Source organism: Nodosilinea sp. FACHB-141 (assembly GCF_014696135.1).
Taxonomy (GTDB): Bacteria; Cyanobacteriota; Cyanobacteriia; order Phormidesmidales; family Phormidesmidaceae; genus Nodosilinea.
In genome coordinates this window covers 226448-239727 of sequence record NZ_JACJPP010000007.1, presented here as the reverse complement: position 1 = coordinate 239727, position 13280 = coordinate 226448, and the positions used below count along the sequence as shown (strand labels likewise).

The following is a 13280-nucleotide window of genomic DNA, read 5'->3' as shown; positions in this document are numbered from 1 at the left end:
AACCTTTGACCTTGCATCCAATTAGCCACCCATTCATTCTGTCAGAGATCTTGTTGGCCCCTGGGTATTGAAAGCCGAACTCAACCTGCCGGATGCCCTCAGCTGCCTGACAGTTCATTGACTTTAGCCCGCACTGCTTGAATGTCTTGCCACATCAACCACTTGGGGCTGCCCTTATCGCGCGACGGGTTGCGCAGTAGGTAGGCCGGGTGGAAAATGGGCATACACAGGCGGCCTTCCCACTCCATCCATTGACCGCGCACTTTGCTAATGCCCGACTTCACCCCCAAAAGCGCCTTTAGAGCGGTTGCCCCGGTGAGAAGAATGATCTTAGGATCCACCATACGAATTTGCTCTAGCAGGTAGCCCTTGCAGGCGGCTACCTCCGCCGTGGTGGGCACTCGGTTCTCAGGCGGGCGACACTTCACGATGTTGCAAATGTATACATCGGTCTCGGTGTTAAACCGCACTGATTCGAGAATTTTCTCCAGCAGCTGGCCCGACTTGCCCACAAAAGGTATCCCCTGCTCGTCCTCCTGCTGACCGGGGCCTTCGCCAATAATCAGCACCGGGGCGGTGGGGCTGCCCCGACTGACCACCACATTGGTGCGCGTTTCTGACAGGTCGCAGCGTACACAACCGCGACAGTGGGTGCCCAGAGTCTCCAGGTCAGGGTAAATGCCGGAGGGAATGGGCACCGAGCCATCAGTGGGAATGGCATCAAAGTCTACGGTGCTGGGGTCTGCGATCGCGCCTTCGGTAGCGCCAATGCCAGCGTTAAATAAGCTAAATTGCTCGTCGGCCATCGATTCTTGGGGGCAACATCATCCGCTTGGCATTTATTGTAAAGGGTCTCGGCCTGCCTTGCCGGGGCCATTGCTCAGCGGTGCCCCAGGCAAGGCGTTGTATAGTAGAAAGCTAGTTAAATTATGTTTGTTGTCCAGGAGCCTCACCCTTGACTTTCTCCGCCGAAGATTTTGCCAAAGCCCTTGAGGCCCACGACTACGACTTTCAGGTGGGCAGCACCGTGCGGGGCACCGTCATCTCCTTTGCTCCCGATGGGGCCACAGTGGATATTGGCGGCAAGTCAGCGGCCTTTTTGCCCATTCGTGAAGCAGCGGTGCGCGCCATTACCTCCTTTGAGGGTGTGCTCGAACCGGGCGGTGAGTACTCGTTTCAGGTGATTCGCGATCAGGATGCCGACGGTCAGGTGCTGCTATCCATCCGCAAGCTCCAGCTCAAGCAGCTGTGGAATAAGCTAGCCCAGCAGGCCGAAGAGGGCGCCGTCATGGATGTCAAAGTCACCGGCTTCAACAAGGGCGGTGTGACCGTCGATGTGGAAGGCCTGCGAGGATTTGTGCCGCGATCGCACATAGGCCGCACCTACGAAAATCTAGAAGATGCAGTAGGCCAGCGCCTCACCGTGGGCTTCTTAGAGGTCAACCCCGCCGCCAACAAGCTAGTGATGTCGGCCCGCACCGCCGCCCGCAGCCAGGTGATGAGCACCCTAGCGCTGGGTCAGCTCGTCGAGGGTACCGTGGCCAGCCTCAAGCCCTTTGGCGCGTTTGTGGAGTTTGACGGCATTAGCGGCTTGCTGCACATCAAGCAGATCAGCAAAAACTATGTCGAGTCGCTGCCCTCGGTGCTACAGGTGGGCCAGTCGATCAAAGCGGTGGTGGTGGGCCTCGACCCCGAGCGCAACCGCATTTCTCTCTCGACTAAGGTGTTAGAAAAATATCCTGGCGAGATCATTAAAGAAGCTGAAGCCGTGTTTGAAGACGCTGAGAACCGTTTGGGCGACGTCAGCCGTATGCTGAACGACAGCGAGGCCTAGGCGCTATGGGCACCGTGTGGGAACTCGACTTTTACTCCCGGCCCGTGCTGGATGAAAATGGCAAAAAACTTTGGGAAGTGCTGCTCTGCGAAGGGTTAGTTGGCACCGGAGCGAAAGCCGATCAGCTGTTTCGCTACAGCAAGTTTTTGCCCAGCAGCGACGTCAACTCTATTGTGCTCAAGGGAGCGATCGAGGAGGCGATCGCTGAGGCCACTAGCCAGGGCATCGCTCCCCCCAGCCGCATTCGGTACTTTCGCTACCAAATGCAAAACATGATTCTGCGAGCTTGTGAAGACGCAGGCATTCCGGCTCGGCCCAGCCGTCGCACCGTAGCCTTGCAGCGGTGGTTGAGCGATCGCAACCAAACCGTGTACCCCCAGATGGAGGGCTACACCAGCGCTCCTTCCCCCTTCGTAGCAGCGCCACCCCCGAGCCCCCAGGCTCTACCCGATGCCCTGCTGGGGCAGCAGTGGACCTTTGTCACCCTTGAAGCCGCCGCCTTTGACGATCTACCCGATTGGGAGATTGACTTTGGGGAATCCTTTCCGCTAGACATGGTGAATCTAGCCCCCAATACCCCAATACCCGGACTGCTGATTTTCTCCCCCCGCGCCACCGCCCTCGCCGCCTGGATGTCGGGCCTAGAGTTAGCCTACTGGCGCATAGAATCCAGCAAAACTCCCCAAATCATTCTGGAAACCGGAGCCTCCGATAGTTGGGTTTTGGCAGGTCTGCCTGGCCCTAAGCTGCTGGCTGAGGCCCAAGCCTTTGAAGCTGCCAAAGCCAAGGCCAACCAGGTACACTTCATTGGCATCCAAGACAGCCGCGAGAGTGAATCTTTCGCCGGATTTTGGCTGCTGCAAGAGCTGCTTTTGGGGTAGTTAGAAAAGGCCCCATCTCAAACGTTTCTCGCTAGCCGTCTCAAAGGTTCTTTTGAATTCTTTGGCTCCAGTCTCCCAATGCTTCAGGCAGGTGTACCCATGCCCAATCGTAAGCAGCAACCCATAGTTCAATCCCTTACCCGGTGGCCTCACTGGCGCAACTTGGGTATTTATGTATTGCTGTTGGCGATCGCCGTGATCATGGTTTTCCCGTTGCTATGGCTGCTCAGCACATCCTTCAAAGGATCAGCGGAGAATCTGCTAGCAAACCCACCCCAGCTCCTGCCCCAGCAGCCAACCTTGGCTAACTACCGACAGGTATGGCAGTCAAACCCCTTTGGTCAATATTTCCTCAACAGCACCGTGGTGGCGGTGCTGACGGTGGCAGCAAACCTGCTGCTGTGCTCGCTAGCAGCCTATCCCCTGGCACGGCTATCGTTCTTGGGCCGCGATACCTTGCTGGCACTGATTGTGGCCACCATCATGATTCCGTTTCAGGTGGTGATGATACCGCTGTATATTTTGGCGGTCAATTTGGGCCTGCGGAACACATACCTAGGGCTAGTGCTGCCCTACCTGGCCTCGGCCTTTGGCATTTTTCTCATGCGTCAGGCATTTCAGGGCGTGCCCAAGGAGCTAGAAGAAGCCGCTCGCATGGATGGCTGCTCTGACCTCGGCATCTGGTGGAATGTCATGCTGCCCGCCACTCGCCCTGCCCTAGTAACGCTCGGGATCTTTGTGTTCATTGGCACCTGGAGCGAGTTTCTTTGGCCCCTGATTTTGCTCGATCGCCCCGAGCGTTACACCCTACCCCTAGGTGTCGCCCGGCTAGCGGGCAGCTTCTCCCTCGACTGGCGGCTGATTGCGGCTGGGTCGATTTTGTCGGTGCTGCCCGCCATAGTGGTGTTTGTGCTGCTACAGCGCTACATTGTGCCCACGGAGACAGGGAGTGGGGTCAAGGGGTAGTTGGGGCGCCGTCCGGTATCCGTAATTACAGCTTTATTGGTTCCTTAGATTCATCACTTAGATTGGTGCGGGCGATTTATTCACCATCGCTTCATCAGGGCCGTTGTCTAAGGCCTGCGGCATCCTTTTTCTCAGTGAGAACTCTACCAACTATGAAACTCAAAACCCTGGCTGTTGCCCTGCTCTCCACCGCTGTTGCCGTTGGCCTATCCATGTCTGCGGCCTTTGCCCAGGTCGCCGAGGTCAACATCGATAGTCTCAACGTGCGCTCTGGTCCCGGCCTTAACCACAGTGTTCGCGGCACCATACCCAGGGGTGCCCAGGCCAAGATCATTCAAACCCAAGGAGACTGGCTCTATGTTGTTACCGGCCCGATTGAGGGTTGGGTCTACGCCCCCTACGTCACCGTTTTGGATCAGCCAGGGCCGGGCATCGACTCTCCGGTAACCACCGTCATGGTCTGCAATGGCACTAACCGCACGACGGCCCGCGTGTACCGCCAAAACGGCGAGCTCAAGCTGCGGGTGCACGATCGCCTCGACAACCTCACCTGGCTCGATGTCCCCGCCCGGTTGGAAACTGGCTCTGGGGCCACAACTTACATCAACATTCGCGGTGAGCAAACGACTCGGGTGCTCCAAAGCCAAAGCTCCCCGGCCAACTGCTCGATTCAAACTACCAATCGCCCCATAGAGGCTGGGGTGGTGACCGAAATAGAGCAGCCCTAGCATCAGACGCTCAAGTCCAGTTTGAGCCGCTAAAACTCTACAGCTACACTACTGCTTTAGCAACCGCTAAAAGCTTGCCGAGCTTGAATGGAGAGTAAATCTGAACTCTGGACAAAACAAAGTTGCTCGGATGCAAGGTTCGAATATTTGAACCTTGCATCCGAGCAACTTAAATAGCGTATCTAGGAGTTCGCCCTAGCTAAAAACTCTGCAAAAGTATTGGCCTAGGCTGAAAATCTCTCACTCTATTTGTCGCCTGTGACTTTTTCGACTAGGTCTTTGGCACCTTCAACTAGGCTCTTTTGATCAGGGTTTTCCTGCTTGTACTGCTTTAGATTTTTTTCGTAAGTTTCTTGCACGCCGTTGGGATTATCAATGACCTCTACAGCCTCTTCGTAGGCCTGGTCACGGGGTTCTTCGGTCATCGTTTGATCTACCGATGGGGTCGCAGTGCCCCTGTTGTTAGCAGCGAAAGCAGGCTGAGTAGCCAATGTTAGCCAGCTCATTAGCCCAGCTAGGCATACTAGGGCGATCGCGCGTAAGCGGCGGCTAATAAATTCTTTTGAGAGCATTATGAGACTTTGCATAAAGTTCTTAAAGTCCTTAGTAATAGGTGGGGAAAATCCGGTTCTGTAAGGAAGCGACAGAATAGAGCCGCTGACAACTAATAACAGATTGAACTGTATAATATGAGACTTAATGCTGGCAACTCTCTACCCCCAGGCACATCTTACGGGCTGAGTTTTAGCGGCAGATAGGACTTGCTTGAACAACTTAAGACTTACAGTTTCAAATCCGCTCCTAACACAGAACTTGGAATCGAGAGAAGCCCATAGCACGGTTTCTGCCGAGACACCCCAGTCATTTACGTTGGGGGAGCGACTGCTGTAGGATGGGTGCCTATGTAAAATTTCGGCTAGGTTCAGGCATTAGCGCTAGATTCTTAGTGCGCTCTAGGGCTCGGGCTACCGGAATGCTTGGTGTGTTGCGCCGGTGCCATGATTCCCCCATCCCAATTGCAAAAGCTTGAGCCTTGCCCCAGCGGCCTATTGCAAATTGAGCCGTTGCCAGCTCTAGCTGGGGATGATGGGGTTGCGCTACAAGCCCTAACCTTGTCCTTAGCTATACCTACCTACAACGAAGGCCAGAACATTGGCCCCCTAGTGGAACGCCTGGTCACACTACTCGACAGCGCGATTCCTCAAGACTACGAGCTGATTGTGGTTGACGACAACAGCCCTGACCTGACCTGGAATACAGCTCTAGAATTGCAGGCTACCTATCCCCAGGTGCGAGTGCTGCGACGGCAGGATGAGCGAGGCCTGTCTTCGGCGGTAATTCGCGGCTGGCAGAGCGCCCGAGGGCGCATTTTAGGGGTGATCGACGCTGATTTGCAGCATCCCCCAGAGGTGCTTCTGGGGCTGTTGAAAGCCATTCAGCAAGGGGCTGATTTGGCGGTGGGCAGTCGCCACGTCGAGGGCGGCGGCGTTAGCGAGTGGAGCCTGGCGCGGCGAGTGCTGTCGCGGGGGGCGCAGACGGTGGGTCTGCTGCTGCTGCCCCGGGTGGTGGGTCGAGTGAGCGACCCCATGAGTGGCTACTTTATGGTGCAGCGGAAGGCGATCGCCGGACCTCTGCTCAACCCCAAGGGCTACAAGATTTTGCTAGAGGTGCTGGGGCGCGGCACCATCGACACCATCGCCGAGGTGGGCTACGTCTTTCAGGAGCGGCAGGAGGGGGCGAGCAAGGTCACCTGGCGCCAGTACATCGACTACATTCACCACCTGCTGCGGCTGCGGCTGGGGGGGCGGTTGTCACAGCTGCACCAGCGCTTTCCTATGCAGCGATTTGTGCGCTTTGGCGTGGTCGGGCTCAGCGGCGTGGTAGTGGATATGGTGATTCTCTACCTGTTGCACAGCCCCCTAGGGCTACCCCTGACCCGCAGCAAAATTGGGGCGGCCGAAGTAGCAATTATCAACAACTTTATTTGGAATGACGCCTGGACCTTTGCCGATATCAGCATGTTGCAACAGGGCTGGTCGGCCCGGCTAAAGCGGTTTCTTAAGTTCAACCTGGTATGTCTGGCGGGGCTGGTGCTGAATGTGCTGGTGCTCAACGTGATCTACAACCTGGTGTTTGACCAGCGCTGGCCCTACCTGGCAAATCTGGTGGCGATCGCGATTGTCACTTTCTGGAACTTCTGGCTCAACCTCAAGCTGAGCTGGCGGGTGACGCAGGTGAAATAGAGGGTTTAGGGTTTGAGGTGTAGGGTCTCAGGCCAACCCCTTGAACTTTATACCTAATACCCTCGACCGGCCTTTCAACGGCAGTCGAGGGTAGCAAACACCTGGTCAGCGGTAGTTTGGGGCGCATCGCCGTGGGCCAGCACCCACACAAAACGAGCGTCGTTGTTGTGCTCGACTAAGGTCAACAGGCTGGCGGCATTGTAGGTTGTGGTTCCGTCTTCAAAGCTGCCTGTCTGAATCACGACCGATACGGGTTGGTCGCAGAGGGTGCGCTCTTCAACCCGTTGCTCAGTGAGTTGATAGTTGCCCTCAGTAGTAATGCTGTTTTGAAACTCCTCGACAAAGCTTTGCTGAGCGTCGTTGCCTTTGAGGTAGCTGGGTAGCTGGCCCATAGTTAGCAGTATCGAGGGCGGCGAGTCGGTGTTTGCCACCTGAATCATCTGCATACCAAACATGCCCATGTTCAAAATAGTTTGAGTCTCGCCGGGAATGGTGTAGGTAAACAGCTCTTGGCTATCGACTGAGCCTTGGTCGGGGCCAACGGTAAACCGCATAGTGCGGTTGATGAAAAACGCTAAGGTTAGCCCAGCTAACACCGTCACGCCGAGGCAGCCACCGCAACCCAGCGCCACCCATTTAGCTGTGTTGCTTCCACCTGAAGGGGTTGGGGGGACAGGGGCAGCCTGAGGCATTAGTTAACCGTTATACAAAATGTGGTGTTGCCATCATATTGCCCCAGTTTTGGGTCGCTGCCGCCAATGATGAATCTGTGCGATCGCCCGACTGCACGGCTAACCCTACCTCCGCGCTATCAAGTCTGAGGGCGAAGGGCTGAGCGGGCAATCAAACGGCATAGCCAGCGGAGGTTTTTGAGCAAAAAAGCCCCGGTCTGGCCAAAAATGTACCTTTAGCGACTTAAAAAATCCATCGCAAGAGTGTTTATAATGCTCAATGCTCAAAAGTACTCTCTCGATAGGTAGTTTTGCTATGGCTCTTTCTCGTCTACTTGGTATTAAATTGTCGGCCTCTGCCTGGGGTCGTCTGGGTGCTGCGGCAGCACTTTGCCTCGTGGGTGCCGTAGGCTGCACCACCCCCGTAGAAGTTATGGATCCCTATGAAGAGGCTCCCTCTACCGAGCAGCCCACGCCCGAAGAGCCTGGAGCCACGATTGATGTATTTTTCGGTGATGTCGAGAGCCCAGAGGGCGGTACGGTGAAACAGCTTCGGCTGCCCGGCCCCGAGACCGGCGTGATGGTGGCCTGCGACCAAGAGGGCTTTTTGCCCTTCGCCTACAGCGACATGGGCATGGATTGGGTGGGCTGCGAAGTGCCTAACCCCGATGATGCCGTCGGCCCCGAGTCGGCACTGACCGAGCCCGAGCTATCTGATGTGCCCAGCCCCGTCGGCGGCACGGTTTCTATGGTGACTATCCCTGGCCCCCAGAGCGCTGTTTCTGTACTCTGCGAAACCGGCACTCCCTTTATCTACGAAGACCAGGGAACTTGGATTGGCTGCCAGGGCAGCTAGTCCTTCAATCCGTAAAAGCGTTTGAATCGATTAACCCCCAGACTTTTCCAACGGGAAAAGTCTGGGGGTTATTGTTTGAAGTTGAGCCCTGCCTCAACCAGGTAGGCCTGTAGGAGCGAACGGTGTTCACCCTGATTGGGCAAGAACCCCGCCGGGCAAACAACCGTTTGCCCCTACAGAGACGGGATGCAATTTGCGGTTACGCTCCCACCGCTTCTTTGGCCGCGTACAGCACCTCGGCTGTGATGCTGGCAACCCCCTGCTCACGGGCAAACTTCTCGGTGTTGCGCTTCACCTTGCCGCGCACAAAGCCGGGGATTTTTTGCAGCTCGGCCAGGCCATCGGCGCTCCAGCCCAGGCCCGCCTCGACAGCGGCATCGGCGCTCATGGTTTTGGTAAGGATCTCTTTGGTGTCGTGACCGCCAAAGAACTCCAGCAGGTGGTCTTCCATGCCCAGGGTGAAGGAGTTGTAGACCAGGTCAACAATCTGGTTGGCCCCTTCATAGCCCATGAATGGGCGATAGCCCACTGGGAAGTTTTGAATGTGAATGGGGGCAGCAATCACACCGCAGGGGATGTCGAGCCGCTTGCCCACGTGGCGCTCCATCTGGGTGCCGAAAATAGCGGCGGGTTCGAGTTGGGCAATGCGATCGCCGATCTCCCCATTGTCTTCGCTGACCAAAATCTCGTCGCAGTACTCGCCCACTTCAGCGGCAAACCACTCGGCGTCGTACTTGCAGTAAGTACCTGCCAGCACCACGTGAATGCCCATCTCGCGGGCGAGAATCTTGACCATGGCGGCGGCGTGGGTGCTGTCGCCAAACACCACGGCCTTTTTGCCAGTCAGATTCTGACAGTCGATCGATCGCGAGAACCAAGCCGCCTGCGACACAAACCGGGTCTGCTCGTCGATGAAAGCATCGTAGTTAACATCAGCCCCCTGCTCGTTCAGCACCGTTTGAATGGCGCGAATGCAGCGGGCGGTTTCGACAATGCCCATGGGGGTGATGTCGACGTAGGGCATGCCCAGCTCGTCTTTGAGATATTCGGCCGTCAGCGGCCCCACTTCACGGTAGGGCACCAAGTTAAACCAGGCCCGGCCCATGTCTTTAATTTGGGTTACCAGCGCGCCCTCGGGCATCACCAGGTTCACCTCAATGCCGAGCTGGGCCATCAGGGTGCGCAGCTCACGGCAGTCGTGGTTGTTGTGGAAGCCCAGGGTGGTCATGCCAATGATATTCACCGAAGGCTTTTCGGTTTTGCCCTCGGGAAGGGTGCCCTGCTTGCGGGCTTTGGCTAGGTAAAACTGCACGATCTGCTGAAGGGTGCGATCGGCGGCTTGCAGCTCGTTGACGCGGTAGTGATTGACATCCGCCAACAGCACATCGCCTTGGGAATCTAGGCTGGCGCGCTGCACAAAGTTGGCCAGATCCTCTTGCAAAATGCTGGAGGTGCAGGTGGGGGTGAGCACGATTAAATCGGGCTGCTCTTCTTTGTCTTTGCGGACGATGTTATCGACCACCTTTTCTTGGGAGCCGCGCGCGAGGACGTTGCGATCGACGATGCTGGCGGTGACGGGGGTGAAGTCACGCTCCCGCTCTAGCATCGATCGCATCACATTAAAATAGTCATCCCCCAGCGGCGCGTGCATGATTGCGTGCACGTTCTTAAACGAGCTCGCAATGCGCAGGGTGCCAATATGCGCCGGGCCGGCATACATCCAGTAGGCCAGTTTCATCGGGTGAGTCTCCTTGGTGGCGGTGGTCAGCGTGAGTTTGCCGAAACACCCTGAGCCGCGCAGCCCTGGTAGACCCAACGGTCTTGATTGTCGCCAACATAGGGGTGAGCCGGGGAACTCTGAGAGAATTCTTTACCTGCCGCCAAAGAAAAGCTCGACAGACTATAGCCCTCCAACGATTAACCCCAGGCTAGCGATCGCTCAACGTTCTGCCCTTGCGAAAGGTAAGTTCTTGGCAACAGACTGTCGCTTTCAGTAGTTCAGCCACTTGCATAGCAGGGCTAGGATCTAAGCCCGGATAATCCGTTTGCAGATAGTCAATCACCGCATCGGCTGGCCAAGGCCCCAGCGAAGTTTTGTAGTCTGAGAACTCTGCTTGAATCTCTTGCCAAGACCCATACTGCTTTTTAGACAGCAGCATCTCGGTCTCGGTATAAATGATCTGAAGTTCCATCTACAAAACCGCTTCTAGGGCTTGGGCAAAGGCCTCTGGGGCATCGAGCATGAGCCAGTGGCTGGTGTTGGGTATGGCTGTCGTCGGCAGCGCTGGCCGCAACACGTGCAGGCTAAGGGGCATCGCGTTGGATGGAGCCAGAATGGCATGGGCCTGAGCACCGGGCGAAGCCAGATACTTGTCGAGGGCAGCGGTGGACTGAAAGGTGAATAGCTCACGGCCGGTGCCAATTAGGGCTGCCTTTGCAGTGCGATTCAGGCGCGCCAAGATGTTGGCTTGGGTTTCAGAGGTACCACCGGTCAGAGCGGTGCGAAAGGATTGTTCAAGCACCGCTCGCCAGTCCTCCCCGACCATGGCTTGCTGCATCGGGGCCATCTGTGCCTCGTAGACCTCTGGCGAACACTGGGTGCAGTCAATCGGCGGATCCACCAAGATGAGCTTGGCGATGCGGTGAGGTTGAGCGGCGGCAGCGGCAAGGGCAACGCAGCTACCGTAGCTGTGGCCAACCAAGATGATGCTTTCTAGCTGCAACGCATCCATCACTGCAAACAGGGCATTTGCACAAGCGGCAGGGGAATAGTCGTTGTTAGATGGAGGGGCAGACGCACCATGACCTGGTAGAGAAATCGCGATCGCTGTTCTCTGCTGGGCTGTCTGCTCGAGTTGCGCTTGCCACAGATCGGCGGCGCAGGCCATGCCGTGAACAAATACCGCTGGCAGCGCTGAAGTTTTGGTAGCGGCGTCAGCCACCAGCACCTCAATACTGCCGGTAGCACTGGCAATGGTGATGGAGCGCATTCCTCATTCCTCATTTAGTGCCGGGCAAACGTTGCCCTTACACCTGATGCTATTGCCTCAACAGAGCGTTTGGGCTTGACCTTGAGTTATTCAGCAAACATTTCAGCCAAGGTTTCAAGCAGCATTCTCTGTTCCCCAACGCTGATTTGACCTAGGCGTTTGACCAACCGGGACTTATCAACGGTGCGGATTTGGTCTAAGACAATTTGGCCGTTTTTGCCCTCAAAACGGCAGGTAATGCGGGTGGGATAGAGCCTGCCCTTGGTTGTCATTGGAGCCACGATCGCAGTGGTAATGTAGCGATTCATCTCGTCGGGCGAGATCACCACGCAGGGTCGTGTTTTTCTAATTTCGTTGCCAACGGTGGGGTCGAGGTTGACGAGAAAAACGTCAAAGCGGTTAACTACCATTCCCATTCAGCGTCGTCCCAGTCGGTGGGGTTGAGGTCGTCGAGCAGTGTGTCGTCGTGGCTGTCTGCCATAGCGGCAAAGGCGGCATCCCATCCGGCTCGCTGGCGAGGGGCGGTGCGAATTACCAGGTGATCGCCCTCTACCTCTACTTCTACGTCTGCATTCAGCCCGCTCTGCTCTAGCAACAGTTTGGGAATGCGAATGCCCTGGGAATTGCCAATCTTGACAATGCGAGTTCTAATGGCGGTGCCCATAGACGGTGTATGCCCAGACGCGAAGTAATTACATTGTAGATACACCTCTTGGGGCCGTCAAGGGAAGAACTATTACAAATATCCATTGAGGTGAAGATAGGTTCAACGTAGGGGCATTGCAGTGCAATGCCCCTACCAGAGGATTCCGCTTGTCGAAGTGTCCTAACTAAATCAGCTGTTGCAATAGTTACAAACGGTTCTCCGTAACACTGCACCCTAGAGCATTTGAGAAAGTGTCTCCACTGTGGATGACGCAGCGGAAGGCTCGCCTAGGGTTGACGTAGTTATTCACACCGTTAGGAGTCAGCTGATGAATTCTGTGCAGCCACCATCTAGTCACAGTCAAGCCTGGGTTGTGCAAACCTGGCTCGCCTTTTTGCTGTCGGTGGGCAGCCTATCGCTGGGCATCTTTTGTCTGCCGGTAGATGCCTGGGTGAAGGGCTACATGGGCATGGGCACCTTGTTTGCCCTAGGGTCTACCGCCAGCCTCTCTAAAACAGTGCGCGACCTGCATGAGGCCAGGCAGGTCACCGCCCGCATCGACGAAGCTAAGGTTGAGAAACTGTTGGCCGAACATCATCCGCTGCGCTAAGGCCTGTAACCGCTGACGACCCAAGAATTAGGGTTACAGCCCCTAGCCTGTTTTTTGGGTCGGACGTGGCAACGCTGATGAGATCAGGATTGCAGCGAGAATTGATGACCTGCCCTAGGGCGATCGCTTATCGCAGGCGGCAAAGTAAAACCCCAGCAAAACTTCTCTAGCGTGCCACCGCTTAAAGGAGACTGAGCGCACAAATGCAATGTAGGACAACACTAAAGCCCCAAGGAACAACGCCACCTGCTCGAAAGATGCTGCTCCGACACGAAAAATGTTGACCCAAAACACTCCGCCTAGGATCAGCAACCCGAACGACAGGTTGCGGTACATGATATGAGTGGCCTGGTACAAATCCGCGGTAACCAGGGATGGTCTGTTATTTTCTTTTAAATACGAGCAGACCCTCGAATAGAGATGATTCATCGTTTTTGGCATGCCAACTCTATCGTGCAGCAGCAGCACTAAGCGGTTCTCAAAATCGAGGGTTTTGGGATCAGTATCTTTGGCCAACCCTTGCAGCCACTCGCCTCTGTTGAGAAGAATTTCAGCTGGGAAATAGTGAAATTCCCGCTTCGATAGGTTACATAGGGCCAAAAAAAACTTCCAGGTTACGCCTTGCGCTAGGCCCCCCAAGAGATAGCTAGCGAACGCCAGCGCAATTAACACCTGAAGGGAGATACTGGTTGGAATTAAACCAGCAAAATCCTGCACGCTAGTTGCCGGGTTATAGAGCAAGAAGATCGCCAGTACAAGGGGCACACCCCCAAGGATGGCGGCGAAAAACTCGTAGGGCCCCAGCGCAAACTTGAATAGATCCATAACCCCAGGATGGCTAAATCAACGGCAGAT

16 protein-coding genes are annotated in these 13280 nt (G+C 55.9%); 7 read left to right on the top strand and 9 right to left on the bottom strand.

Annotation, left to right across the window (positions count from 1 at the left end; translation table 11 throughout):
- Window positions 1-98 precede the first annotated feature (98 nt).
- Window positions 99-806, bottom strand: coding sequence for a uracil-DNA glycosylase family protein (locus H6F59_RS04485; RefSeq protein ID WP_190695672.1), 708 nt, complete (start codon window positions 804-806; stop codon window positions 99-101).
- Window positions 807-955: 149 nt separating this feature from the next.
- On the opposite strand from H6F59_RS04485, the gene H6F59_RS04480 reads away from it, so the two are divergent.
- The 4 genes from H6F59_RS04480 (at window position 956) to H6F59_RS04465 (ending at window position 4409) form a co-directional block, all read left to right on the top strand.
- On the top strand, window positions 956-1834 hold the full coding sequence (locus H6F59_RS04480) for a S1 RNA-binding domain-containing protein (RefSeq protein ID WP_190695669.1): 879 nt from the start codon (window positions 956-958) through the stop codon (window positions 1832-1834).
- A gap of 5 nt (window positions 1835-1839) precedes the next feature.
- Entirely contained in the window at window positions 1840-2715 is an 876-nt protein-coding gene (locus tag H6F59_RS04475) for a Tab2/Atab2 family RNA-binding protein (protein WP_190695667.1), read from the top strand.
- Between the two features lie 99 nt (window positions 2716-2814).
- A complete protein-coding gene (locus tag H6F59_RS04470; RefSeq protein WP_190695665.1) occupies window positions 2815-3681 on the top strand; it encodes a carbohydrate ABC transporter permease in 867 nt (288 codons plus the stop codon).
- 152 nt (window positions 3682-3833) lie between these two features.
- The gene (locus H6F59_RS04465; RefSeq protein ID WP_190695663.1) at window positions 3834-4409 is read left to right on the top strand and encodes an SH3 domain-containing protein; all 576 of its coding nucleotides are present in this window, start codon (window positions 3834-3836) and stop codon (window positions 4407-4409) included.
- A gap of 245 nt (window positions 4410-4654) precedes the next feature.
- Here the strand turns inward: H6F59_RS04465 and H6F59_RS04460 are convergent, their stop codons facing one another.
- Entirely contained in the window at window positions 4655-4996 is a 342-nt protein-coding gene (locus H6F59_RS04460; protein WP_190695661.1) for a hypothetical protein, read from the bottom strand.
- Window positions 4997-5407: 411 nt separating this feature from the next.
- Here H6F59_RS04460 and H6F59_RS04455 point away from each other — a divergent pair, with 411 nt between their 5' ends.
- Window positions 5408-6652, top strand: a complete 1245-nt coding sequence (locus H6F59_RS04455; protein WP_190695659.1) for a glycosyltransferase — start codon at window positions 5408-5410, stop codon at window positions 6650-6652.
- A gap of 74 nt (window positions 6653-6726) precedes the next feature.
- Here the strand turns inward: H6F59_RS04455 and H6F59_RS04450 are convergent, their stop codons facing one another.
- Complete coding sequence (locus H6F59_RS04450; RefSeq protein ID WP_190695656.1) at window positions 6727-7284, bottom strand: hypothetical protein; 558 nt, start codon at window positions 7282-7284, stop codon at window positions 6727-6729.
- Between the two features lie 355 nt (window positions 7285-7639).
- Between H6F59_RS04450 and H6F59_RS04445 the strand changes: the two genes are divergently transcribed.
- On the top strand, window positions 7640-8179 hold the full coding sequence (locus H6F59_RS04445) for a hypothetical protein (protein WP_190695653.1): 540 nt from the start codon (window positions 7640-7642) through the stop codon (window positions 8177-8179).
- A gap of 199 nt (window positions 8180-8378) precedes the next feature.
- On the opposite strand, the gene bchB is transcribed toward H6F59_RS04445, so the two are convergent.
- The 5 genes from bchB to H6F59_RS04420 form a co-directional block, all read right to left on the bottom strand.
- Window positions 8379-9917, bottom strand: coding sequence for a ferredoxin:protochlorophyllide reductase (ATP-dependent) subunit B (gene bchB / locus H6F59_RS04440; protein ID WP_190695649.1), 1539 nt, complete (start codon window positions 9915-9917; stop codon window positions 8379-8381).
- Window positions 9918-10107: 190 nt separating this feature from the next.
- Complete coding sequence (locus H6F59_RS04435; RefSeq protein ID WP_199325605.1) at window positions 10108-10371, bottom strand: hypothetical protein; 264 nt, start codon at window positions 10369-10371, stop codon at window positions 10108-10110.
- Window positions 10372-11169, bottom strand: a complete 798-nt coding sequence (locus H6F59_RS04430; protein ID WP_190695647.1) for an alpha/beta fold hydrolase — start codon at window positions 11167-11169, stop codon at window positions 10372-10374.
- Window positions 11170-11255: 86 nt separating this feature from the next.
- A complete protein-coding gene (locus H6F59_RS04425; protein WP_190695644.1) occupies window positions 11256-11585 on the bottom strand; it encodes a type II toxin-antitoxin system PemK/MazF family toxin in 330 nt (109 codons plus the stop codon).
- Complete coding sequence (locus H6F59_RS04420; protein WP_190695640.1) at window positions 11573-11833, bottom strand: AbrB/MazE/SpoVT family DNA-binding domain-containing protein; 261 nt, start codon at window positions 11831-11833, stop codon at window positions 11573-11575. Before H6F59_RS04420 ends, H6F59_RS04425 begins: the two co-directional genes overlap by 13 nt.
- A 310-nt stretch (window positions 11834-12143) precedes the next feature.
- On the opposite strand from H6F59_RS04420, the gene H6F59_RS04415 reads away from it, so the two are divergent.
- Window positions 12144-12425 (top strand): YiaA/YiaB family inner membrane protein, encoded by a 282-nt coding sequence (locus H6F59_RS04415; RefSeq protein WP_073608042.1) that lies wholly within the window; start codon window positions 12144-12146, stop codon window positions 12423-12425.
- 114 nt (window positions 12426-12539) lie between these two features.
- Here H6F59_RS04415 and H6F59_RS04410 read toward each other — a convergent pair whose 3' ends face one another.
- On the bottom strand, window positions 12540-13250 hold the full coding sequence (locus H6F59_RS04410; protein ID WP_190695634.1) for a hypothetical protein: 711 nt from the start codon (window positions 13248-13250) through the stop codon (window positions 12540-12542).
- Window positions 13251-13280: the final 30 nt, after the last annotated feature.

Excerpts from the sequence above, each read along its gene's own strand:
- H6F59_RS04430 (WP_190695647.1), bottom strand. The coding sequence starts at position 11,169 with ATGCGCTCCATCACCATTGCCAGTGCTACCGGCAGTATTGAGGTGCTG.
- H6F59_RS04420 (WP_190695640.1), bottom strand. The coding sequence starts at position 11,833 with ATGGGCACCGCCATTAGAACTCGCATTGTCAAGATTGGCAATTCCCAG.
- H6F59_RS04445 (WP_190695653.1), top strand. The coding sequence starts at position 7,640 with ATGGCTCTTTCTCGTCTACTTGGTATTAAATTGTCGGCCTCTGCCTGG.
- H6F59_RS04415 (WP_073608042.1), top strand. The coding sequence starts at position 12,144 with ATGAATTCTGTGCAGCCACCATCTAGTCACAGTCAAGCCTGGGTTGTG.
- H6F59_RS04470 (WP_190695665.1), top strand. The coding sequence starts at position 2,815 with ATGCCCAATCGTAAGCAGCAACCCATAGTTCAATCCCTTACCCGGTGG.
- H6F59_RS04435 (WP_199325605.1), bottom strand. The coding sequence starts at position 10,371 with ATGGAACTTCAGATCATTTATACCGAGACCGAGATGCTGCTGTCTAAA.
- H6F59_RS04475 (WP_190695667.1), top strand. The coding sequence starts at position 1,840 with ATGGGCACCGTGTGGGAACTCGACTTTTACTCCCGGCCCGTGCTGGAT.
- H6F59_RS04485 (WP_190695672.1), bottom strand. The coding sequence starts at position 806 with ATGGCCGACGAGCAATTTAGCTTATTTAACGCTGGCATTGGCGCTACC.
- bchB (WP_190695649.1), bottom strand. The coding sequence starts at position 9,917 with ATGAAACTGGCCTACTGGATGTATGCCGGCCCGGCGCATATTGGCACC.
- H6F59_RS04425 (WP_190695644.1), bottom strand. The coding sequence starts at position 11,585 with ATGGGAATGGTAGTTAACCGCTTTGACGTTTTTCTCGTCAACCTCGAC.
- H6F59_RS04460 (WP_190695661.1), bottom strand. The coding sequence starts at position 4,996 with ATGCAAAGTCTCATAATGCTCTCAAAAGAATTTATTAGCCGCCGCTTA.
- H6F59_RS04410 (WP_190695634.1), bottom strand. The coding sequence starts at position 13,250 with ATGGATCTATTCAAGTTTGCGCTGGGGCCCTACGAGTTTTTCGCCGCC.
- H6F59_RS04465 (WP_190695663.1), top strand. The coding sequence starts at position 3,834 with ATGAAACTCAAAACCCTGGCTGTTGCCCTGCTCTCCACCGCTGTTGCC.
- H6F59_RS04455 (WP_190695659.1), top strand. The coding sequence starts at position 5,408 with ATGATTCCCCCATCCCAATTGCAAAAGCTTGAGCCTTGCCCCAGCGGC.